20 protein-coding genes are annotated in these 24,204 nt (G+C 45.1%); all 20 read right to left on the bottom strand.

Features of this window, described 5'->3' with window-relative positions; genetic code table 11:
• Positions 1 to 7: 7 nt before the first annotated feature.
• Positions 8 to 721 (bottom strand): demethylmenaquinone methyltransferase, encoded by a 714-nt coding sequence (locus tag IGK63_RS09985; protein WP_016613450.1) that lies wholly within the window; start codon positions 719 to 721, stop codon positions 8 to 10.
• A 252-nt stretch (positions 722 to 973) separates the two neighbouring features.
• On the bottom strand, positions 974 to 5,017 hold the full coding sequence (locus IGK63_RS09990) for a pectate lyase-like adhesive domain-containing protein (RefSeq protein WP_429972491.1): 4,044 nt from the start codon (positions 5,015 to 5,017) through the stop codon (positions 974 to 976).
• A 21-nt stretch (positions 5,018 to 5,038) separates the two neighbouring features.
• Positions 5,039 to 5,665, bottom strand: coding sequence for a hypothetical protein (locus tag IGK63_RS09995; protein WP_086316318.1), 627 nt, complete (start codon positions 5,663 to 5,665; stop codon positions 5,039 to 5,041).
• Entirely contained in the window at positions 5,658 to 6,281 is a 624-nt protein-coding gene (locus tag IGK63_RS10000) for a hypothetical protein (RefSeq protein ID WP_086316319.1), read from the bottom strand. The genes IGK63_RS09995 and IGK63_RS10000 overlap by 8 nt, the downstream gene beginning before the upstream one ends.
• Positions 6,282 to 6,283: 2 nt before the next feature.
• Positions 6,284 to 7,330, bottom strand: coding sequence for a type IV pilus biogenesis protein PilM (gene pilM / locus IGK63_RS10005; RefSeq protein WP_086316320.1), 1,047 nt, complete (start codon positions 7,328 to 7,330; stop codon positions 6,284 to 6,286).
• A gap of 108 nt (positions 7,331 to 7,438) precedes the next feature.
• On the bottom strand, positions 7,439 to 8,191 hold the full coding sequence (locus tag IGK63_RS10010) for a prepilin peptidase (protein ID WP_008378680.1): 753 nt from the start codon (positions 8,189 to 8,191) through the stop codon (positions 7,439 to 7,441).
• A 67-nt stretch (positions 8,192 to 8,258) separates the two neighbouring features.
• Entirely contained in the window at positions 8,259 to 8,750 is a 492-nt protein-coding gene (locus IGK63_RS10015; RefSeq protein WP_016613456.1) for a pilus assembly FimT family protein, read from the bottom strand.
• 78 nt (positions 8,751 to 8,828) lie between these two features.
• A complete protein-coding gene (locus IGK63_RS10020; RefSeq protein WP_016613457.1) occupies positions 8,829 to 10,040 on the bottom strand; it encodes a type II secretion system F family protein in 1,212 nt (403 codons plus the stop codon).
• Positions 10,041 to 10,043: 3 nt separating this feature from the next.
• On the bottom strand, positions 10,044 to 11,354 hold the full coding sequence (locus IGK63_RS10025) for a type IV pilus twitching motility protein PilT (RefSeq protein ID WP_016613458.1): 1,311 nt from the start codon (positions 11,352 to 11,354) through the stop codon (positions 10,044 to 10,046).
• Positions 11,355 to 11,445: 91 nt separating this feature from the next.
• The gene (locus IGK63_RS10030) at positions 11,446 to 13,020 is read right to left on the bottom strand and encodes a GspE/PulE family protein (protein ID WP_429972492.1); all 1,575 of its coding nucleotides are present in this window, start codon (positions 13,018 to 13,020) and stop codon (positions 11,446 to 11,448) included.
• Positions 13,021 to 13,034: 14 nt separating this feature from the next.
• Positions 13,035 to 15,083, bottom strand: coding sequence for a hypothetical protein (locus IGK63_RS10035; RefSeq protein WP_016613461.1), 2,049 nt, complete (start codon positions 15,081 to 15,083; stop codon positions 13,035 to 13,037).
• Positions 15,070 to 15,756, bottom strand: a complete 687-nt coding sequence (locus tag IGK63_RS10040; protein ID WP_016613462.1) for a PulJ/GspJ family protein — start codon at positions 15,754 to 15,756, stop codon at positions 15,070 to 15,072. The genes IGK63_RS10035 and IGK63_RS10040 overlap by 14 nt, the downstream gene beginning before the upstream one ends.
• A 43-nt stretch (positions 15,757 to 15,799) precedes the next feature.
• Positions 15,800 to 16,498 carry a type IV pilus modification PilV family protein gene (locus tag IGK63_RS10045; protein WP_016613463.1) on the bottom strand — a complete coding sequence of 233 codons (699 nt, stop codon included), beginning with the start codon at positions 16,496 to 16,498 and terminating at the stop codon, positions 15,800 to 15,802.
• A 22-nt stretch (positions 16,499 to 16,520) separates the two neighbouring features.
• A complete protein-coding gene (locus tag IGK63_RS10050) occupies positions 16,521 to 16,844 on the bottom strand; it encodes a hypothetical protein (protein ID WP_016610400.1) in 324 nt (107 codons plus the stop codon).
• A 38-nt stretch (positions 16,845 to 16,882) separates the two neighbouring features.
• Positions 16,883 to 18,337, bottom strand: a complete 1,455-nt coding sequence (locus IGK63_RS10055) for a hypothetical protein (RefSeq protein WP_016613464.1) — start codon at positions 18,335 to 18,337, stop codon at positions 16,883 to 16,885.
• 13 nt (positions 18,338 to 18,350) lie between these two features.
• Complete coding sequence (locus IGK63_RS10060; protein WP_008378699.1) at positions 18,351 to 19,394, bottom strand: hypothetical protein; 1,044 nt, start codon at positions 19,392 to 19,394, stop codon at positions 18,351 to 18,353.
• Positions 19,387 to 20,766 (bottom strand): glucosaminidase domain-containing protein, encoded by a 1,380-nt coding sequence (locus IGK63_RS10065; protein ID WP_034872257.1) that lies wholly within the window; start codon positions 20,764 to 20,766, stop codon positions 19,387 to 19,389. The genes IGK63_RS10060 and IGK63_RS10065 overlap by 8 nt, the downstream gene beginning before the upstream one ends.
• Complete coding sequence (locus tag IGK63_RS10070; RefSeq protein WP_005235091.1) at positions 20,699 to 21,073, bottom strand: hypothetical protein; 375 nt, start codon at positions 21,071 to 21,073, stop codon at positions 20,699 to 20,701. Before IGK63_RS10070 ends, IGK63_RS10065 begins: the two co-directional genes overlap by 68 nt.
• Positions 21,070 to 22,377 carry a hypothetical protein gene (locus IGK63_RS10075; protein WP_008378705.1) on the bottom strand — a complete coding sequence of 436 codons (1,308 nt, stop codon included), beginning with the start codon at positions 22,375 to 22,377 and terminating at the stop codon, positions 21,070 to 21,072. Before IGK63_RS10075 ends, IGK63_RS10070 begins: the two co-directional genes overlap by 4 nt.
• Before the next feature lie 137 nt (positions 22,378 to 22,514).
• Positions 22,515 to 23,600, bottom strand: a complete 1,086-nt coding sequence (locus tag IGK63_RS10080) for a DivIVA domain-containing protein (protein WP_422705854.1) — start codon at positions 23,598 to 23,600, stop codon at positions 22,515 to 22,517.
• Positions 23,601 to 24,204 lie beyond the last annotated feature (604 nt).

Genomic DNA, 24,204 nt, shown 5'->3' on the forward strand with positions numbered 1-24,204 from the left:
AACGCCGTTAGCTTTGAGGTTTAACGCCCATATGCATCGCCGCCGCACCTCCTGCATAGCTTTTGACTTGCAACACATCAAAGCCAGCTGCCTGAAACTCCCGTTTCAATGCCTCCTTGTCAGGAAAATCCCGCGCAGACTCCTGGAGCCAGAAATATTCTTGATAGCTTTTGGCGAACAATTTGCCAAATAACGGCATGACATGGTGAAAATAAAAAGTAAACAGTTGCCGCCAGCCGATCAGTGTGGGCTGTGATGTTTCGAGACAAACGATTTTCCCGTCTGGGCGCAGCACCCGATGGATTTCCGCCAAGACATGTTGGCGATCCGCGACATTTCTCAACCCGAACCCGATCGTCACATAATCAAAGTGCGCGTCTGGAAAACTTAATGCCATCGCATTGCCGGTCTGCCACTGGATCTGCGTTTGTTGCTTTTTCTGTGCCTTTGCTTTGGCAACCGTTAACATTTCTTCGCTAAAATCAACGCCGGTCACTTGCCCCGTCGGACCGACCGCTTCATTTAAAGCAAACGCCCAATCCCCGGTCCCGCAGCATAAATCTAATATCTCCGCACCCATTGGTACTGCCATCCGTTTCATGGTGTCCTTGCGCCACCGTTTGTGGAGCTGAAAGGAGATAATACCGTTCATTCGATCATAACGGGAAGCGATCGATTCAAATACATCATGTACTTTGGTTTCTTTGGCTGTTGTTGCCATTGCGGCACGTCCTTTCTTTGTTCCCTTCGTTTTGCTGTTGCTTCACGTGCTTCTGCTTTTTAGTCTAGCACGAAAAAACCTGCGGAACAAAAACCCTGCTTTCGGCTTTTCCTCCAGTCATTTCCCCACAAAAAAACAGTCTTTCCTACATAGCTCCCCGCTTGTTGACCAAGGCAATTCGGTCAGCAACAAGCGGATCCAGCAGTGAAAGACTGTTCTTCTTCTGTTTGTTTTAAAAAAGGTTGTTCACGTTTAATCGATGAAGTCCCAGATATTGTTCCAATAAGAAACACGGTCTGCGCCATTTTCATCTTTGTAGCGCACAGAAATCAAATTACGGATGTCATGAACAGGAATGTCAAGGGTGACAGAATCCGTTACGGGTCTTTGTTGCACGTTGTATGTTCGATAAAAGGTGCCATCCATATAGACGTCAAAGGTACTAAGATTGGAATAAAAAATTTGCAGCTGATTGTTATGAACAGCAAGATTGATCAACTCACCAGTGACAGCGCGTGTGCCGGTCTGAAGCGTGAGACTGTCTTCCCCTATCAAAATGTTTTCCGTCTCTGGCTGATTCCCCGAAACTCTACCGTTGATCGTTACCGGGGTCAGAACATTACCAGCAGCTGCCTGTTCATCCACTCGAGCAGTCAAGTTCCATTCCATGCGATCCCCCGGTGCGATTGGTCGTTCTAAGTGGATCGTGATACGATCGCCAGAAAGACTAGACGAGGCTATATTGTCTTGGTACACGAGCGTATCGACATTTAAGAACGTCAATAAATTCGGCGAGATATCTAGTGTCACGACAGCATTCTCAATATCGTCTTTCCCAGAATTTCGCGCATCGTTGCTTTCTACGATCGTCCGCAAGATCAATTGATTGCCGACGGTGATAATCGGATTGCCTTCTTCATCACGATCAAAGCTTTGCGGTACTCGCAACGTAATCGATGGGTCAGAAGGTCGAATACTGGTGACTTCAAAGGAGAGCGCTGGTGGGAAACGTTCATCGCCAATGGCATCACGATACCCTAAATAGTCCTCATAATCGCTGGCGGACGGATTCGTGCTCCCCAACTGACCATTGGGTTCCGTCGTGGTCGTATCTGGTAAGGTTCCTACGAAATCGTCGTAACGATCATTTGCAAAATCTTTCGCGTAAAATTCGATATACACATCCTCTTCAGGATCAAGGCGACGTGGTAATTGATACTGCCATGGCACGGAGTTGCCTTGTTCGGCATCAAGCGTAATGACATATGGGTCACCTGAAGCATCACGGATCAATCCTTGCGCGGTACTCGCATAAATGGCGACTCGCTCTTTTGGCTGGTCGTCTTGCGGAGAATGAAAATCCATGATCCCCGAAACTGTTGTCGTCCGTTCATTAAAGACCTGATCCTCTGCCACTTGCAGACCAGTCGGTGGTCGTACATCCACGACGACCGCATCAGGCAAAGCGGCAATACTCTCTTCTGTTGCATGAATGAAAATCGAATCGTCAACATCCTCCATCGTGGGGTCTAATCCTCGGTGGGCACGCAGCACTTCAAAACGTTGACCTGTCTTGAAAAAGTCGTCCCGCGTCCATGCGATCACACCATTATGCACCTCACCAAAAACATCGACAGTTGATTTGGAGGAAAGCCATTGCGTTTCAAGCTGGTTGCCTGCTTCGTCCTTCAAAGCAACTTCCACCCAGACCTCATCATCCCAGGCATCGCGAATCGCCCCCGTGTATTCATACGGAACGACCGCTTTGGCATAAAAGGTTTTGTCGGCATTGGTCGGGGTCACTAAGTGCTGGATCATTGGCGGATAATTATTGGCAGAAAATCGCGTATAGGCATTCCCGCCCCTAAAAGTCGTACTGTTGAATTCATTTGAAAAAGGCTCTCCCGGCTGCGGACTAACGATTTGTGCAAAATTGACATTGCCTAGTTGATAGCTCAGTGGATTCCAGAAATTGTCCGGATCACCATCTAGATTCACGTCGTTGCGCTTTTCCCAAACCGCTAGTCCAACACGATTAGACGTAAAGGTACTGTTGCGATTTGTGTTTGAGAATGCTTGTCCGCCATTCGGACGGTTATTTCGGAAGTCATAAAACAGTGGTTCATCAATCACAAAATTGCTTCTGGCAACCGAACTGATTATTCCATTATTTGCACCTAGGGTCCGACCTTCCATTCGAAAAGTCGCGTCTTTTCCAGCTAAGAACTCGGCTTCTCCGCCTTGCATCCAAACAGCAGGTCCACGATGTGCATAGATATGGATTCGACTGTTTTCACCTTGTGCATGAAAAACCGAAGTTCCACTGCCATCAAGAGGAAATTGAATGCCTTGTCGACCAGCCGTATCTGAGCCATTACTGGCAGTAATGGTGGAATCAGCAGATGGGTCAAATTCTCGTTCTTCATCATTGTACTGATCAAATACGGTAAAACCTGTTTCATCAATATAGATGCCATCATCTGCCGCAGTTCTGGTGCCTGCATGGTTAAAGATATTCAACTGACCGGCTGACTCCACATAGAACTCGTTGTTCCGCCCGTACATCCGCACTGCAGCCGCATTTCCGTGGTATTTGACGATATTCATTTTCCCTTGGTCGGCAAGCACAAAGGTCTGTTCCCCGACTAAGCGAAACCGCATAACTGAACCATACTCATGATGTTGCCCATCACCAAACATATTAAACTGCGACCCTTCCCCAGTTACCGTCACATTGCCGCCGAGTTTGGTGGTCGATCCCGCTTTTGAAATTTGATTGACAAAAGCAGTGGTTCCTCTCGGTACACCACTCGTGGGAGCAGGCGCTCTAGAATAGGAGTTTACGACCGCACCACCAGAAATAATCGTACGAGAAAACTTATTTTGCGTTTCATCCCGTTGTCCAATCAAGGAAATGATTGCGCCGTTCGCTCCCGCTAAATTCATTTGTGATGAGGCATTTAAGACCGTGCCTTCTCCATCGACTTCAAAAATCACCTCGTTAGTACGTCCTTCGAGATTTGCCCAAATTGCTTGCCACTGGACACTATAGAGATCTACTTTGGAACCCTTATTGACCCGAAACGAGGTTGAGATATTATTGTTGTCTGGTCGGAGCCGAAAAATCGGCTGCGTATTTGAGATCTTGACATCCGCCTCATCTGTGATCAAGACACTTTTGACATTAAAGCTGCCAGTATCTGAACTGTTGCCCGCGGCTGGGTTCCTGTGAGCCACCCAATGGAATGTTCCGCGAATCTCGAGATTTCCTTGTTGCAAATAAAGGAAATTATTGCCTGTACTTCCCTCTAGCACACCACTTTTTGCCTCGATATTTTCTATTTTGACCGTCCAAAAAGCTGAGGCTGCCAACGATTGTTGATAGATCAACGCGTTTAATCCTAGATTGTTTCCCTGAAAATCGATCGTCATATTTTTCAACTCAAAGACCGCTGGCTGATGATCATGGGTAGTCGTCAGTTCAAAGAAACGTCCAGTAGGATTCGTGCTATAGTTTGGTGTCCCGTTCGTGTTGAAACGCTTCGGTGTGGTTAAGGTAAAGCCATTCCCATCGATGGACACCGACCGATCCAACGCTGTTAAACGATTGTTGGCCTCATCCGTATAATCAGCGGTAATGTCAGCGAGAAACACGATTTCAGAGATCGATGAATCACTAAAAGCAGCCCGCAGCGCTTGATAGTCCGAAACTTCGGCACGCTCTCCTTGCGTCGCCCGTTCTGAAAGCAGTTCGACTGCCGCTGACTCATTGGTTTCCTGCTGCTGAATGTCAAGCAAGGCTACTTCTTCTACAGCCTTGTCAGCTTCCAATCGCAAGGCTTGTCGTTCCTCGAGAGAAGGCGGAGCGATTTTTTGCAGCGTCCGATTTCCCCGCTTAAGGACAAATTCGATGGCTTCTTCTTCTCCTAAAGAAACTGGTAATGCCAAGGACAACGTTTCTTCCGTAGGCGCCACTTCGATCGCCACACCATAAACACCCTCTTGTTCAGCTGGATGCAAGGTCGCTTCCTCAAGCTCAAGCATTTCAAACATTTCTAATGACACCAGCGCTTCATGATTTGCCATCAAGAAAAGCGTCTCGCCAGCGGCTTGTTCCGATTCGATCGTCAATACATATTGTCCTGTTTCTGGGTCAAAGTGACCGGACACTTCATAAGAATTGCCACCATGGATAGCAAAGACCGCATACAAGACAGAAATAACGATAAAGACCCCTAATGCAGCGGCAGCCAGTTTGATTTTCGAGACAGTCGCTAGAACAGTAAATGATTTCATCTAGGCACCCCTTTCCTTTGATTACTCCAACAGTTCTTGTCCCGTTTCAAAGCTTGATAGATAATACAGCTTGATAACGACACTTGCCGAAAACGCATCTGCTCCTGACGTATTGCTTCCTTGCCGATATTCGACTGATTCAACTTTTAAAAAGCGATTCAGGTTTTCCATCCGATCAATAAAACGCACGATTCCTTCATTCGTCTCACTCAGGAGGTCAAAGCCGATCCTTGTGACCCGAAATTGCGTAGCCAAAGGATTGTCACCAGTCTGATCTGCCATTTGTTCTGGTGTAGGGTAAAGCATCTCCTCATTAAAGGTCGATTGCAAAATCGTGATCGGCAATTCCGTTTCAAGGGCAGCGAGATCGGTAAAATAAGACTCGATCGCCATGCCATTGGGAATGATCGGCACCTCATTGACCGTCTCTGAGGAAAGAAGGTCTGGTTCCCCTTGTAGGTAAACCAGCTGTTCCTGAATGTCGCGGATCTCTGCTTCGATCCCAGCTAATTCCTGAGCCAATTCGATCCCTTCGGCACGTTTGGGATTCAGTAAAAATAGCCAGAAAATAAGTACGGAGGTAGCGAGAACTAGCGCAATTACCGCGGAGATGATGATGTGTTTTTTGGAGAAAAAGACTTTAGTCATCCGCTTCCACCTCGCTTTCCTCTTCGCTCTCTTCACTGATCACTTGTGGTGCAGCGATTCGTGAGAGGTAGACAGTGATGCGCCCATCTTGCGGCGTTGAACTATGAGAAAAAGATTGATAAGTCACATGATGTACCCAATCGATTGCTTCAAAAGCCGATTTAAGGCGAATCAGACTTTCATAAACATCCCCTTGGACTGCCATGCTCACCAAAGGAAACAATGGTGTACCGTCTTGGGCTGTTTCGGACATTGTCCCCTCGCCATTTAGCAGCAAATTATACGAATTGATGGTCACATCGATTCCTGATGCCACTTCCTCAAAGGTTTCCATAATAGGCGCTGTGAAATATTTCTCTTGCTTTTGCAAGGCAATGAATTCTTGCAGGTCTTGAGATTTTGACGCTAGCATCTCTTCTAACTGGCGCTGGAAAACGATGCGCTCTGTTTGACTAGACATGATATTGCTTTGATTATTGGTCACCAGCCTTTGATAATACCAAAAGCCTAACCCACAAACCCCAACGACTACTAACGAAAGGAGAAGCGAAACCGAAAGAATGACTTCAAACGCCCGATTACGGATAAATTTATTAGGCAATAGATTGATGTTCATGGTTACACCTCTTTCGTCGCTAATCCCGCAGCCAAGATATAGCGGTCGGGAATTTTTTTCTTGCTGGTTTCACTTACTTTTGCGGAAATCGTTTTGACCGGCAAAGAAGACAACTCATGAAATATTTCTTGGACTTCTTTCCGCAGCATTGGATGACCGCCGACTAAGTAGATTTTTTTCAATTCACAATCAGGCGAGATTTCCTGATAATAGTAAGCAATCACCGAATTCAAGGTTTCTGCTAACCCTTCCAGTGCTTGGATCTCCGCACTTTCCCTAAAGTTCACTTGCACAGATTGGGCTTTTTCAATATATTTCCAGTTGGCTTGATTATAATCTTCATACTGCACGTAAGTCGGCACCAATTCTTCAAAAAAGGTGATATTAGCGATGCCAGCATCTAACTCGACCAGCACAAAATTTTCACTCCAGTTGATCTGTCGCTGAAACATACGACTATACGCCAGAAAACTGCAATCGACGCCCATCAGCTGATGGCCGCCTTTTTTCAATGTGTCGCCGAGTTGAATCAAAATCGGCTCTGATGTGACCACGACTGGCACATTGCCATTGATGGTAAACCGATTCCGCTGGATGACCACAGCTTGCGGTTCTGCTTTCTCTTCCTTCTTGCTGGCTTTTTTCTTTTGTGCTTTTGGTGCTTTTTCCTTGTTACCTTTACCAAGGATCAGTAGATCAAAAATCGGGTTTTCAAAAGGCAAAGAGATGGACTCCCCCAATTCAAAATACAAGTACTCGCGAATCTCTTTTTCCGAGTTCATCTTACCGATTGGGATCTGTTTGATCAGCAGACGAGAATTTAGTGCCGTGATCACCACACTCATCGTGCGTAATCCCAAGCGTTTGGCAATCTCATTGAAGGCGGCTTCAAGACTATCAGGATTGCGCAGCTTATCATCTTTAAAAATCGTACCATTCACAACCAGCTCGCCGTATTTGAGACGGTCACCTTTTTTGGTACAGTAACGGATGCAGTTTTTTTGGATGTCGATCCCTACTAAGCGGGGAATTGTTTTTTTGCCAAACATACGAGGACCTGCTTTCTTCTTGTTGGTTTTATATGAAGGAACCAACGTTATTTCTATGTACAACGCTTGCTTAGCAAATCAAGCAAACGCCAAGGTCAGCAACCCAATTCAAAGGAACCAGCCGCTGCCAAGATAAACCATGCCGGTAGCAATGGCGATAAAGGGACCAAAAGCAATGTAGCGGCTTTTGACTTTGCCCCGTAGCATTTGGATCACGTAAAAGATCACTGCCAAGCAAGAAGCGACAAATAAAACCGTCAAGACTTGCACTGGGCCGATATACACGCCTAAGACGGCAAATAATTTGATATCGCCGCCACCCATGCCTTTTTTACTGAGCTCCGCTAAGAGATACAATGGCAAGAAGCCAGCAAAGAAGCCGACGAGCCAATACCACCAAAATTCATTTTGCGGTTGGATCAACCGTAAACCGATCCCTCCGGCGAAAAAAGGGGCTAACACTTTATTGGGGATCAGCTGATAGAAGATGTCGCTGGCAGAAATAATGGCTAATAAGGCTAATAAACACCAAGCGGCAATCACTTCAGCAGTGCCCCAAAACAGCAAGGTCGTACCCGTAAATAGCATGCCGATCAACACTTCATAAAGAAAAGCAATCAGCGGGATCTTTTTTTGACACTTACGGCACTTGCCTTTTAAAATAAGGTATGATAAAACTGGAATGAGGTCCCTTGCACCTAATGTCTGTTGGCAGTCATCACAGTGCGAGCGAGTCAGCAGGGATTCCTTTTTGGGAACCCGCCAACCAACCACTAGGAAAAAAGAACCTAGACACATTCCTATGATGAAAAGATAACCAATGATTAGGCCCATTGGGATCTGTTGCAAAATTTCGTTCATAAAAAACTCCTTTTTTCCTGGGGGTGGTAGTGCTTAAGTAATTTGGTTCATGTTTATGTTAAATGTTTTATGGTGTTCCGGAACCGAATAACTGAGCACGTGTTAAACTGCTTACTGCATCTTGATCCATACCTGTTATAGCAACAGATGGTTTTGTTCCCGCAGATAGGGCAGCAGCTGGGAGATCCATTGTTAATGTCCCTTCTGATGTAATAGTGAATTGCACAGTTGATAATGAAGCGAAGCCCCCTCCATTATAAAGACCAGCAGTATTTACATCAGCAAGTGTGAAGGTATTATTATTTCCTCCACTAGCAAGACCTTCAGATGTTGACTGGTGCAATACCGCTGCCGAATAAGCAGTCTGAACATCTGAAATCGCTGCATCTTCACGGGCGTTCTGAATAATATTTCCGATTGCAATCACACCAATCCCTGATAGAATCGCAATGATCACAACAACAGCAAGTAACTCAACCAGCGACAAACCTGTCTCATCTTTCATTAATTTGTTAAAACGATTTTCTGTTTTTTCTTCTACTAAAATTGCACTAAGCATACTTTATTTACTCCTCCTACTTTTCCTAAAAATATATATCAAACAGAATGTCTAGGAACTCTGTTAATATCCAAATTGTTATCCTTGAATAGCACCAAAAAGATCAAACATCGGTACCATGATCGCAGCGACGATCAATCCAACAATGACACAAATAACTAATATCACTGTCGGTTCAAGAACTGTTTTGATTCGTTTACTGGACTCGTCCACTTCTTTTTGAAAGATAATACTTAGTCTTTTCAGCATATCTTCAAGGGAACCAGTACTTTCCCCGATTTCTACCATCTGAGTGACTAATAAAGGAACGTTAATGTTTCCACGAAAAATATCACTCATTTTGCCCCCTTCTTCTATTTGAAAGGCACAATTATCAATGATTCGCTTGATTGATTTATTGGACACGACATCCCGACTCATATTCAACGCTGTGACCATACCAACCGAACTACCCAGTAAAGTCGACAAAGTTGTCATAAACAGTGAATAATTATTTTTAATCGCTAATTCACCGAATAATGGTATTTTTAAAATGAAACGATGAACGGCAAAATCGATTTTTTCATTTCGACGGATGAGCCAAAAGCCGATCATAATGCCTACAATAAAGATTGCTAAAACCCATCCTCTAGTTTGAAGAAAGTCACTGATAGCCATGGTAATCACAGTAATTCTTGGTAAGTCTGTATCAAAACTTTCAAATACTTCGACAAACATCGGGACGATCATAACTAGTAAAATGATACCTACAACAAACGTCATCAAGATCAAAATGATTGGGTAAACCATCGCTGTTACGAGACCACTCCGATTTTCAGCACTTTTCTCATAGTAATCCGCCATATCCGTTAAGTTTTTTTCCAAAGATCCTGACATTTCCGAAACGGCGATAACGCTTGTCAACAAAACTGGAAAAGCATTTGGGTGGGCTTTATAGGCTTCTGAAAGTGGTCGTCCGCCATCAATCTCATCCCGAACTTCGCCAAGAATTTTCTTGAAATTCGGATTTTTTTGCTGTTCTTCCAGCATTCGTGAAGCATCAACAATCGTAATCCCCGAAGCGATCAATGTCGAAAACTGGCGTAAGTATGCAACTAATAATTTTAGAGATACTTTGTTGAACAATTGAATCTCTTTATTCGCCAAGGTTTCTGGCTGTTCGATCAAACTGTTGACTTTGATATGCTTTTGGCGCAGCTTTTGGCGGGCTTCAACGGAGGAATTGGCACGTAAGCTGCCAGAAAACGTTTCGCCTCGGACATTGGTGCCTTGATAGGCAAAGAGTGCCATCGGCTATTCGCCCCCTTCCTCCATCAAGTTATCTGCCACATCGGCATCGACCCGTTCCGCAGCAACGAGTTCTTCTAAAGAAGCGCTCATGGTATGCATGCCTTCGTTTTTTCCCATCTGCAGCATATTATGGATCTGGTGGGTTTTCCCTTGACGGATCAAGCTGGCGATCCCTCGGGTATTGAGCATCATTTCGGTTGCTGCTACCCGTCCGTTGCCATCGATCGTTGGCAGCAAGCGCTGGGACAAGATCCCTAGTAATGCGCCAGCAAGCTGTGTACGAATCTGAGTCTGCTGATCGGCAGGAAAGACATCGACGATCCGTTCAATAGTCGCTGGGGCACTTGACGTATGCAAGGTTCCTAATACCAAGTGTCCCGTTTCCGCTGCCGTCAAAGCAATCGAGATTGTTTCAAAATCCCGCAGCTCCCCTACTAAGATGACGTCTGGATCTTGACGCAGGGCAGCTCGTAAGCCATTGCCAAAGGACAGGGTGTCGCTGCCGACTTCGCGCTGGGCAACGATGCTTTTTTTGTGGTTATGGATGTACTCGATCGGGTCTTCCAACGTCAAAATATGCGTCTTTTTGGTGTCATTCAAATAGTCCAGCATCGCAGCCAGTGTCGTTGATTTCCCTGAGCCGGTCGGCCCTGTAACTAAGAACAAGCCTTGGCTTTTATGGATCAGAGTCCGCAAGACGGTCGGCATACCGAGTTTGCTTAATTTCGGGATCTCGATGGGGATCTGCCGCAAGGCGATCGAAACGGTATCTTTTTGACGGAAAATATTGACCCGAAAGCGGCAGATGTCGCCTAATTCGTAGGCCAAATCGGTTTCGCCTTTTTCCTTGAATTCCTCCCATTGCCGTTGGTTGCAAAGGATTTCGGCAATGGCTTCGATGTCCTTGGTGTCGATGGTCGGCACCCCTTCGATCGGTAGCAAGTCGCCGTGGCGACGAAAAATCGGTGGGACGCCTTCGACTAAATGGATATCCGATGCTTTTTGTTCGACGGCGATCATCAACCAATGATCGATCCGCTCTTTAGGTGACATGGCAGCAAATTGCGCCGCTTCGTTGCGATTGACGCCCTGTGTACTGTTGGCAGTCGTCGTTTTTGTCACTGCTTGCCGTTCTGCTTTTTGAATGATCTCCCGCGTCGAGACAGATCGGTCTTGATCGCTCTGGCGACTGTGGGCACGTTTTTTTTCTCTCAGTTCACGATTTTCCCGAATGCGGGTACGGGTCGGAGCTGTTTTTTCTCTCGTCGTCCTTTTGGTTGCTCGCTCTTGTGTTGCCACTCTCGTTTGATCCATTAAACCAGCCCCTTTCTATGTGCATTTTCTTCTAAAACAATGTATGTAGTTCTCCGGTGATCCCTGGATCACCGATAAATCAATCAGCGCCTCACTCTTCTGCAGCGACCACCTTCAAGACTTCTTCGATGGTGGAAAAGCCTTGTTGCACTTTGTCTAACCCATCATCCAACAAAAAGCGCATCTTTCGTTCCTGAACATAATCCATCAGCTGGTCGTTAGTCGCTTTGTTCGTGATCATACGACGCAGCTTGGCATCGATCGTCAACAGCTCTTGGACGGCCATTCGCCCTTTGAATCCCGTATTGCCACACTTTGGACAGCCCACAGGCTGTGCCAGTTCCGTAACCGTGATGCCATAGGATTCAAATAACTGCTTGTCCTTGTCGCTGGCTGGTCCTACTGTCTTACAAGAAGAACAAAGGGTTCGGACGAGCCGTTGAGCTAAGATGCCTTCTAACGCATTAGCGACCAGAAACGGTTCTACCCCCATGTCGACTAAGCGATTGATGGTGCTGACGGAATCATTGGTATGCAGGGTGGATACTACCAAGTGCCCGGTCATGGAAGCCCGAATCGCAATCTCCGCCGTTTCGCCATCTCGAATCTCTCCCACCATCACGACATTGGGGTCTTGTCGCAAGATCGACCGTAACCCAGCGGAAAAGGTCAAACCGACATTGCTGTTGACTGCCACTTGGTTGATACCTTGCAGCTGAAACTCTACTGGGTCTTCGACGGTGATAATATTGATCTCCGGCGTGTTCAACTCTTGCAGCGCCGCATACAAGGAAGATGATTTCCCTGATCCTGTCGGTCCTGTGACAAGAATGATTCCATGGGGTTTATGCAAAATCGCTTTAAAGGTCGCCAATACCTTCGGTTCAAAGCGAAACTCATCTAGGCGCCGAATGCCACTGGAGCGATCCAACACCCGAATCACAACTTTCTCCCCATGAATGACAGGCAAAACCGAGACCCGCAAATCAACCACGTTGCCCCCGTTACGAATCATTGCCCGACCATCTTGTGGCACACGTGTTTCGGTGATATCCAAGGAGGAAATGATTTTCAGTCGTGAAGTCACACCAGTCTGAATACTCTTAGGCAAGTTTTCATGGGTACGAAGCTCCCCATCGACCCGTAAGCGGACAACTAATCCTTTTTCTTGGGGATCGAAATGGATATCACTGGCGCCCCGATCCACTGCATCTTGCAGCAGGGTATTGACCAATTTTACGATTGGCGAATCATCTAATTTTGAGTCGCCTTCTGGATCGATGGTTTCAACGAGAGAGTCGCTCAAGCCATCCAAACTGATCTCAGAAGGGTAATCGCGAACGATCAGTTGTTGGATATCGGCATTGTGGGCTTTTTGCGGACGAATCAATAACCCAGTGATCAAACGCATTTCATTGATCGCCGCATAATCCCCAGGGTTTGCCATCGCAACGGTCAAGCGGTTGCCTTTTTTTTCTAATGGAAAGACGCTGTGCTGTTTGGCAAACGAGCGGGGGATCAGTGACAAAACCTCTGAGCTGATCTCTAAGTCAAACAGGTTGCCTGTTTGTGTTTTCTCAGCGGTGGTTGAACTTGGACTACTCTCAGACTTTTTGAGAGGCCTTCTAGGTTTTCTACGTGGCGTTCTTTCACTTGATTGCGGCAACTGGCGCCCTCCTTTCAATAATCGAGTTTGTTGATATAGTCAAACATTCGTGTAACGGTTAAATATGCTTCATCATCAGACCACATGTTTCGATCCAAAAAACTTCTGAGGATCGTTACCTCCCCCGGTTGTGCCTGACTTTCAAAGTCGCGGACGCGATAATTGACGCCTAATTGTTGCAGTTGATTTTCTAGTTCCACCTGGTCATCCATATAGTAAGGTACGAGAACGACCGTTCCTTCAAGACGACGGTTATGAGCCCCTGTTGCTAAAAAAGTCGGGTCAAATAATGCCAAATCTGGCAGTATTTCCATGACAAAGGTCGACTCTCTATCCACAGCTAAATGAAAGGGTTCAACGCCTGTATGACCCAAGATCAGCTGGGCACCATTTTTTAAGGTGATTTGATTCCAATACGCTGGATCTTCATAATAAGAATCAAAAACCGCTGAACTGCCGGCTTCTGCTAATGCCAATCTACGAGCAGTTTTCGGCGCATCGATAAATGAAAGCCCGTGAACCTCCATTATGGTATTGCTGCCATCCAATGTGATTCTTGACGGGTCATGGGGCACTGTGAATTGATTTTGATTCTGAAAATACGAGAAATCATCGATTGTTCCACCACTAGGCATCATCGTATTCGTCAGCATAAAATCACCATAAACAGTAATCCTTCGTTCCGTATCTTCGGTACTATGCACGATCGAGCCTTCCGTGACTGGTCCCGCATAAAAATTGCTGCTCGTCAGAACCATCGACGGCTTCATAAACGTCAAACTACCATCTGCCGCAGGATTCTGTTTCGTGGCTTCTCGATGATAAAAATTAAAATAATTGCTATTTAATTCGCCTAACCCAGTGCCCGCATCCGGTGAATTTACGGAAACATTTAGATGGCCTTCAGCAAAGAGAACCCCTTCTTGCTCAACTCTCGAAGCCGAACTATTGGTGTTGTTGATCCATACGTTTCCAGCAAGGATATCCGTATATGCTTGTGAGAGGACCAAGCGACTGCCAGCTCGACTGCCCAAATCGATATACATTCCTAAACCGGCTTGCAAGAAGATGTCTTTGATCACGTTCAACCCGTTACTAGGCTGTCCGCCATCATTCTGGATCGCAAGCAGACTTTTTGCCGAAAATTGCCCGCTTCCCTGTCCTTCCATCTGGACCCCATGATTAAAGAAAAAGGAACCATCGAAATGCAGCCAATTAAGAATCGGCTTTGTTCGAAAATCTAAAAATCTGCCGTCTTGAAAATCTTGCAGGACATTGTTGGCAAACCCGAATTGCAAGAAGTCATCCGATTCAAAAGCGAGATAATCAAACGATGGACGTACGCGTTGAAAATCAGCGACTTCAAACAATTTTCGAACCCAAGTATCGGCGGATACAGCTTGCCCTGCTGTAGAGGGTAAGTAATAGGGATAAAAAATGTTTCGCCAAATATCCAGCTGTGTTTGTCTTTGTTCGAGGTCTTCTTCTTCAAGCTGCATTTCATAGATATATTCGGCAGAAGCTGTATGTACTCGCGGTTGCCCTTCAGCCAATTGCGTCTGATCCGTGACTTGCGATTGAATTTGAATAATGATTTGAAGATTGGTTTTATCTGGCAGCATCGAGGCGGATTGGATCCATCCTTGCTCCCCACCAGATTTGGTCATTACATAAGGGGCGATCTCATTATATTCATAGTCAACGACAGAGGAGGTAAAAGAAAATTTATCATCGATGGTCTCATTCACATCGACTTCGTCCAGCACAAATCTCAATTCGTTATCTAGATGGTCTTGCCATTCATTATTATTAGAATAGAAGCCGCCATTCTGCATGGTTCGAGTGATGAAATCATCTATTCTCAGTTTTAGCTCCTGAGAAGCGAGTTGAAAGGAATATTCGTGTACATCTTCCACTCGACGGAAGCTATCTATCGTTCGAATTTGTGAATTGACATTTCGAGCAACAAGGAAGACCAAGCCAATCATCAAAGAGGAAAGAATGATCGCCGCGAGGGCATAAATCAGCGCAAAACCAGCTTCATTTTGTCTACCATCGTCCATTCCCGGGTACCCCCCCTCTTGCTTTCTCATTGTCACGATAATTGATCGTAAATTCTCGTTTATAGATAATCTGCTTGTGGTAATCAGTGACCAGCTCCTCCATCTGCCACCAGCCAGTCAAATCATCATAATAATCCGCAAAGTTGATCGTTTCCGTGTAAAATAAAACGAAAAACTTGGTCTGGATACTGAACGTATCGCGATAATTTGGCGTATAGTGATGGGTCAACGTCGCTTCATTCTCATTTTTTTGTTGAATGATCTTTAACTTAATCGTAGGATCTTTCGTATCATAGACTCTGGCACGAATATTGTTGGTATCTGTGATATCCGTCACAACCATTCGCGGACTGCCCTCTTCCGTAATCGTTGCCCCTAAGGTTCCTTCGGGCATTGTTTTGACAATATGTTCCTCGTGGAAAAGAAGACTATCATATTTTCCTAAATACCCCGCATGTTCATAGATACCATCAATTTTGGCGATTTGGTCTGCTTGCGCCAAGATTTCATTCGCTATCCCTTGAAAGGCAGCAATTCGACCTTGACGAACAGAGGCTTGGACGATCAAAAAGAGTGTCCCAGAAAAGAGTGCAATGATGATGCCGAATATGACCATCGCCCCTAACAATTCGACAAGCGTGATTCCTTGCTCATCCTGTAATCGATGCTTCATCTGCGCCCCTCCTTTGCAACTTCCGCAAGAACAGCCAGCCCTTTCAATAGTCTACTACCCAATGCAGATACGTTTCTGTCAAAAATGCGCCCGTTTGTTTATCGAAGACCTGAATAATAAGTCCGAGCCCGAGCTGACGACGGTCGTAACTGTCTTCTCGCAGTCCATGTCTGGGGTCTTCGCGAATGGAGACCTTGACCAAATAGTTGGTGGTTTCTTCATTCTCCGACAAGTACGTTCCCATATAGAGGCGATTTTCTTCCGAATTTACCAAGGGCTGCGGCAAATGAGCGCCAGAATGATCGTATACCACCTTGCGAATAAATCGGCCCCGATTGAGATCATCTACAGCAATCGGGATTTCTTCATACATCGGTTGCCCTTGCGCATTGTATTGAATTCCTGAATTATCGAGGACCAAATGGTGTCGGCGAACTTCTGAGGGATTATCTGGATCGACCATCATCCAAGAAGGTCTAGCCGTAAAGATCCCGATATTCAAATCCGCCAAGTCTTGAGTCTGTGCCCGGTATATTAGCCATTCCTTGACATCATCTCGTGCTGCGATGGCCTCTTCCATTCGGGTATTGTAGCTAAGGATCATGTTGTTTTGGATGATCAGCATGGCGATCATGACCATTGCGATCCCGAGAATGACGATCGCTCCAAGGATCTCAACCAGGCTGAACCCTGATTCATCAAGTACTTTATGTGCTTGTCTGCCTTTTTTCAGTTTTATCACCTGCTTTTTGCCTAGCCCCCGATCAAGGAGAATCCTTTTCTTCTAGCTGGTTGATACTTGTATCTGGGTCAAGAAAAGATAATTTGCTAAGGGTAAACCCCCAGTGAATCAGTTTATTGAAATCAGGGTAGTCAGCTAATGGAATACTTTTTTTGGCTTTGCGTGTGATGCGGATTCGTTCCCTGATATAATGATACCTTTCTTCTTCAACCAGTCGCTGAATCTCGGCGATCCCTTTTTCAACATCAGGATCTTCGACATTCGCTTGCATATATTGTTGGTAGAAATAATCCAAATACTTCCCGTATTGAAGAAAATAACGGTATTCAATTTCTTCAATGACCATTTTCACGTGAATCTCTCCTTGACTTATTTTCTAGCAACTTATTGAAGTGAGTACAAATGCCGATAGATGATCGCAGTAGCACTCTCTGGCCGATCATTGTCTAACTGAAAGACCTCCTTTAATGATTGTCGATCAGAAGCTTGAATGACTTCGACTTTCGGTAAAAGTTCGTAGGCAAGATGGCTATCATCTGCGACACTTGTATCGATCATCACTTGTTCGATCAGTGAACGGGTGACGCCATAACCGTCTTCACTTTGATAGGATCGGTCCAAAGGGAAACTATAATAAAACCAGCCATCATCGGGATTATAGATCCAAGTGTTGCGATCGATCTGACGGTAATCGCTCAAAGAGCCGAATTCGATCATGATGGCTTCTGAATCGATCTGGGCAGGACTTTCAGAGACAAAGCTGCTTAGCGTTTTCACCGTTTGGGTCGGATACAACCCAGCAGCATCGGGAAACGCACTGATCATCTCTGGCAATTGAAAGGCACTGCCTAACCCAGATTCTGTCGTCGTGTAATCAAATGACGACTGGTCAATCGTTCCCTGTTCTCCGAGATACGTGAATCCCGTAGGTTCTTCATTGGTGGAAAAGGGGCTGGCTAGCTGCGACTCCGCCCAGTTTCGAACAAAATAACGATACCCTTCAAGATAATAACTATAGGTCAAGTTGGCTGCTTCAAAGGTCCACTCAGCAACCGGATCAGCAGGATTGAGCAGCAGCAGTTCCCCACTCATTTTCTGCATGACCGGTTGTTGGTTTCGTCGAAAGGAATAGCTGAAGTGAGCTTCGACAAGGACCGGTTCTTGCCAGAGATCTGGTGGACCATCGATCAAGTCTGATGACGGTAGCTCCTCCATTTCTTCATTGCCTTCGGTGCGATCGTAGAAGTTCTCAGGATTTTCCTGTTCTTCAGCGTCTAGTTCCCCCAATAACTCCTGCATCTCTTCACTATCGAAGGCATCCAAGGGAGGCGTGGGTGCCAACTCTTCGATCGTCTCATCGCTGATCCAAACCATCACTTGACCATCAAGAGCATTTCCAATGAGTTCTGGGATCTGCTGGGTCACGTTCTGATACCCCCTTGCTAAAATTTCGTTTTCATCAAAGCGAGACAGTACTGGTAATAAGTCTGGCGCATCACTCGCATCTGCCGCCTGCTCAAAAGCTGCTTCCTCACTGTCTGGCGCGATATAGCGCAGCACTTCTTCAAAACTTGCTCGGACAAAGACTGGCACTTCACTAGCGTTCATTACCCGAACGGATCGTTGGATCGTCGTCCCTGTAAGGGTCATTCGTTCCTGCCATTCTTCCAAAATCTCGATTTTTTCGAACACTTCATTTTCATCCGCTAATCGACGAATATGAATAGACTGATTATTCTGCCAAATCAAGATGCTAAGCAACAAAAGAAAGAAAAGCAGACCCGCGATACTATTTCTTAACACAATTTTTTTTTGCACCCTTGTTTCCTCTTTTCTCAAGTAATGACGGCTCTCAAGTAAAGAGATAAATGCCTAATAGAATGAATAAGGCGATCAATGATACACAGAAGATGATGGATAATATCAAGTTTTGATCAATAAAACGAAACACATCTGCTACATGGTTGATACTCATTGAGACTTCTCCAACGAAACGGTCTGCTTCGATGGCTTCTTCCCCAAATGCCTGTCCATCACCAATGACGGATAAATGATAGCCCTGCTCTTCGTCAGCCTCGATCGATAGTACTCGGCGAGCAATATAGCCGGTTCCTGAGCCATTTGTAAAGACCGCGAGCCCGTTTGGCTGTACTTGAGTGAAGGCTTGTTCTCTTAAAATGATCAAATCTTGTGTGCGTAATGCGGAGCTGTCAAGATTCGCCATCCCATTATCTGATAAACGCACCACCCGATGATTAAAAACTGTCATTTCGTTTTGATCAGTCACATATAAGCCGATAAACGTAAATAGGACAGTCATGCTACAAACCAAGAAAATCAGATAGATGATTTTCAGTACGAGATTGCCAGATTTCTTTTTGGCTGTTGGTTTCTTCGTCGCGGCTTTGCCTTTTTGCGGGGGACGTCGTTTCTGGGAAACTTCCGCTGGTTTTTTGCCGTGCTTGTGGGTCCCTTTTGATTTGGCATTAGGATGACTTGATTTTTTGATTTTCCCCTGCTCGTTGTGCTGACTTGGTCGTGCTTGCTGCGGTGGACGCTTTTTCTTTTTGCGTGGTGCTTCACTGGTCGTACTGGCAGCTGCTCTTTCTTTTTGCTTGCTAGGATGCTGCTTTTCGGTCGGTAATTTGGGGCGATTCGCTGTGCCAGCCGCTTTTTTTCGTTTCTTTTTCACAGGCGCCTGTCCTGTCGGTTCTTTTTGGGTCGGCTTTTTTGGTCGTTTCTTGCCACTAGAAGGGCTGGCTTGCTTTCCTTGCGCCTGAAACTTTTCGATTCGGGGATTTCTCGGTGTATCCTCTGATTGGTCTCGTTTTTTTTCACGTTTGGCAGGCTGTGGCGGACGTTTTTTTCTTCTAGGTGCTTGCGACTGATTACTCATTGGCATCTACCTCGCTGCCCGCTCGTTCCATCCCTCTTAATTGGTTTGCATAAGTATTGGCATTGGCATTTTCCTGCAAGCGATCCTTGACGGTCCGAATGGACGCTGGCAAATTCCCTGAGCCTCGACGATTTGCCGCGCTTCTTTGCAAGTCTTCAAACAACGAACGGGTCGTCTCCGCTTCTTCCTTGCGGGCTGCTTCGATTGCTTGTGCACGTGTGCGTTCAATCTCTTCCAAAATCTCTTCGGTCGGCTCATTATCATAAATGGTTAGATCATAGGCCTCAATCAACGCATTCAGCTTTTGGTCATAATGGATGTCCGTAGCATAGCGCCCTGTCAACCACGCAGTTGCTTCCCGATAAGTTGGGGCATTTTCTTTCCAAACGGGGGCATAAAAGCGCGGGTTGCCTGTGATGCCTCCTCTTAGTAAGCGAGCGTAATCTTCGATGGATTCACGGTAACTTGGGTATTTACGGAAATTGGAAGAGATCGTATACCACGCACCACTTCCATCATCTTCTTGCGTATTGAAGGTCACTTTTTGCCCACGAAAGCTGCCCTTGATGCCAAAGAGATTGTGGTTTGGCGGACTGGATAAGGCACTATTTCCTGAGCCAGTCTCCAAGATGGCTTGTGCGATCATCACTGAAGCATAAAGATCATTGTTATAGGCAACATCCTGCGCGTCAGAACCAATCTCATTGATGAATTGTTGTGTCGTTAGATTACGAGAAACCGAAAATTGAAAGTTGCTTTCCCGCTCTTCTTCATCGATCGGCGATTCGGGTTCTTCAGTGATTGGATCGGGCTCTTTTTCTTTGTCCTGATTGGTTTGATTCCCATTTGATTGGTTGTTTCCGCTATTGTTGCTGCTGTTGGTATCGTTGGTTTCTTGCTCATTCGTTTCAGGTCCAGCAGGCTGATTCGGCTGTTGATCGCCTTCTGAAGGATCTGGCGTCGACGGAACGTCTTCGGCCTCTTGATTTTCTGTTTCATCCGTGCCGCTCTCCATTTCTTCCTCGTCTGTCTGTCCCTCGTCTGCCGGTCGTTCCACATCATTTACGACTTGGACTTCCGTTCCTTTTTCGCCCTGCTCCGCTTCTTCTGGAAGGGTTTCTTTTGTTTGTTCTGGAGGAGTATCAAGTTGCTCCGTTATCCTGTCAGCTCCTTCGTAAGAGACCGGTCGGAGGGCATCCGTTATCGATTGCCCACGACTTTCTCGTTGTGCATCGATGGTTTCCATATAAGTAGATGGTTCTACACCTAAGATCGATCGAACCATGGCTTCAGAAATCGTTTGATTATTGATGATTCCGATAAATGCTCCGATCGCTAACAGACTTTTTACGTTTCTTCTGGGCTTTTTCATCTTCTTGATCCTCCTCCTTGGGGCTGTTCTTGCTGGTGCCTTTTTTTGGTCGTTCATGGTCTTTGCTTTCATTTTTCTCAAGCTGCACAAGCAGCAATTGATAATGAAAGGCATTGTTCCGCAAATACATCGTAAAACCTAGCAAAAGAGCGAGTAAAAACAAGTGACTGATAGTGACATATTCTCGAAAGGCAGAGAGATAAAAATAGGCGGTCAGCTGCAAAAATACCGCTAATGGGATCAAAGAAGCAATAAAGTAGATGCGGTATAAGAATAAGAATCGTTGTTTTTGCTTTTGGGTTCTCATAGACTGCTCCTAACGTCTGTATTGCCTTCGATCAATGCTTTTTTTTCTAATAGATAGCTTTCGCTTTGGAGAAGATCAAAGTAAGCGGCTTTTCGTAAAAGATTGTCATAGTCCATCTTCATAATGCGTGCGTAAGGTTTTCTAAACCATGGTCGCTCATACAATTTGACTCGTGATTCAATCACGCTGCATTCATAAAAAACTAAACTGATATCTTTAGCAGATAGGTTGTTGTCGACCACTTGCTGCACTTGCCCTCTCTCATAGGTCAATTCTTTTTCGTTCAACGTCATTTTTTCGATCTTTTGTACGAGATTGTCATTGATGCGCCAAACCTGTTCGAGGTATTTGGCTTTTTGAAAAAGATAGGTATATTCTCGTAAGCTGATTTTCAATTGCGTATGCCAGTTCTCGTCTTCTTCATCGGTCAAGCTGTTTAAATAGTGGATACTATTTTTGATCAAAGAGGCTTCTAAGTTTTCGATGTAGATCTCAAGCTTTTGATTGGCCAAGCGCAAGCGCTCTTTGCTTGCTCGTTCTCGTTTCGCCTCTTCCTCCAACGCTAATTCATTGGCGTTGACTTTGGACAATTGCTTGGCTTTTTTTGACTGTTTTTTTTTGCTGCTTTTTTTTCGAACTTTCTTTTTGAACTTTGGTGGCTCATCCGCACTGACCTTTTGGAACTCGAGCGTGTCTTCCAGTTCTTTTTTCATTGCATTGGTTTTGCCCTGACGTTTTTCTTCATGGACTTGCGCTTTCGGGCGACTCACAAACGTGACATTTTGTTCGTCGATCACGCTTTGTACGATTTTTACCAGTTGCTCTTTAAAGTCGTTCGCATCACTTACACCAGCGGGGGCTTGCTGCTGCAAGCTAGCATGCAACTGCATCGTAAAGGGAAACTCTTCTTCTGTGTATGCGATTGGTACAAACTCCAAAAACAAATTGCTTTTCTCATCGGACACATGATTGATGCCGATTTGCGTCCACACAAACTGAGGAAATTGCTGTTCCAATGGAATGCGTAATTTTGAGTAATCGATTTTTTTCCGTAAGATCTCCATCTCGATATGATGGGTGAAGGCTTCGATGGAATAAAATTGCTCAAAGTAATGCGTCACTTGTTTGCGAATCGACGATTTGAGCGGCCACTTTTTTTGATAGAGGTTGTCACAGGCAGTGATTACTGATGGAAGTGCCTCTTGTTTGTAAAATAATTCCTCAAGATTTGGACTCAAGGTTGGATAGATGGCAATTTTTAAAATATCATTCGTCACATTCGTCCCAATAACCAACATGCTCATAAGAAATCAAGTCGTAGTTGTTGCCTGTGATTTCTTATACAGCATATATGGTCCTAGTGGGTTTCCCTCCTTTGTCGTGTCGCTCTCGGAAATTATTTAGCAGACCTTTTCGTCTATTCCGACTCATAACCTTCTTTTTAGTCTGGCAGATTCAACACTTTGCTATGCTGGATCAACTGCTCAAACAACCCTTTCGATTCATGATGAAACGTCGTAAGTCGTTCTTGGTATTGCTTGATCTCTTGACGGATTTTCATCACTTCCATCGATGCTTCTGAAATGATCTTGTGGGCTTCATTTTCCGCCATCTGACGTCTTCTGTCGGCTTCCAGTTCTGCTTCAGCAGCGGTTTCCCGTGCTTTTTCTTTTGCTTCGATCAAAATCGTCGCCAGCTCGTCCTTCATTTGTTCGACCTTTGCCAGCTCACGTTCCAAGTCACGCTGTAAGACATTCTTATCCGCCAATTGTTCGACTCTTGAACGTTCGAGATCCCGATATTTCGCTTCCGCTTCTTGCAAGCGCAAGTTCAACTGTTGATTTTCATTTTCAAGCGAAGTGATCCGGCGCATGCTTTCGACTTCTTTTAATTTGTAGTTTTCGATTATCGCCGCTTTTTCTTCTAAATGAATCGCTTTTTCTTCAAAAGCTTGGACTTGCTTGCTTTTTTCTTCTAATTCTTTTAGCAGTTCATCTTCTCTTTGACGCAATTGTTCGAGCTCTTCTTCCACTTCGATCAATTCGTCTTCTTGACTCGTCAACTGCTCAATTTCCTGCTCATAATTGGTTTTGAGGGCTTCTTGTTGACGTTCTGCTTCTTTTAACTGCTGCTGTAACTCGTTGTAACGCATTTGCAGCTGCTTATTTTCATAAATGATACTTTCTTGTTGCGTCGCTTGCGAAGCCATCCGATTGATGGATTCTTGTTTGTTTTCCAATTGCTTGGTCAAATGTTCGACGGTCTTGGTCAGTTGTGAAACGGTATTTTCTAATGCCAGCAGCTCTTCTTGGGCATCATCGTCATACTCGTCTTCCTCGTATTCTTCATCATCGTACTCATCGTCCTCGTACTCGTCGTCCTCATATTCTTCATCGTCATACTCATCGTCATCATATTCTTCATCATCGTACTCGTCTTCGTCGTACTCTTCTTCATCATATTCCTCGTCGTAGACATGAACGCCTTCGTAAGTTTCTTCATCTTTCTTTTTGCGAAATAATGCCATGTTACCCCTCCTGATTCCTCACTCATCGATGATTTGATTCGTTAACAATTTAGTGTGTCTACAAATTGGTCTGCTTGTTCGTCTGCTTTCGTGAAAAGTTGCACTTTTGCTGTTCTATCCGCGGTCGTTCTTTCAAACGAGCTGACGTTTCTGCTGTGACCTTTTGAGCAGTGATGTCCGTTTCCTTCTTGCCATCATTCGTTCAAAAAAAGAAAGCAAAACCACCACACCCCATGATTTCCACGACCTCCATTTATTTTGGAGGATAGAAATCAAGTCAGTGAATCGGCCTGTTTCTCAATAAAATAGCCATTAAACGAAAAGACGGCTTCCGTTCGCAAAACATCTGCTGTCTATTTGATAGTATCAAAGCAAAAACAGATTGAAAAATCAGATATTTCTTCACTTGATGAAATATTTGTCAGAGCAAGTCGGTTATCCACATGATATTGTTAAAAAATGAGCAAAATATCCTCGTATTAAGGAAACGAATAGTCTTCTTTAAACGATCTTTATCTTAAATCAACAATCACGCCTTCCTAACCGCCGATCAATCCCCTCAAAAAAAAACAGCGACCTTATAAGCCAAGGTCGCTGATCGATT

Origin of the sequence: Enterococcus sp. AZ040 (assembly GCF_050499185.1) — a bacterium.
In the GTDB taxonomy this organism is placed as follows: Bacteria; Bacillota; Bacilli; order Lactobacillales; family Enterococcaceae; genus Enterococcus_D; species Enterococcus_D entomosocium.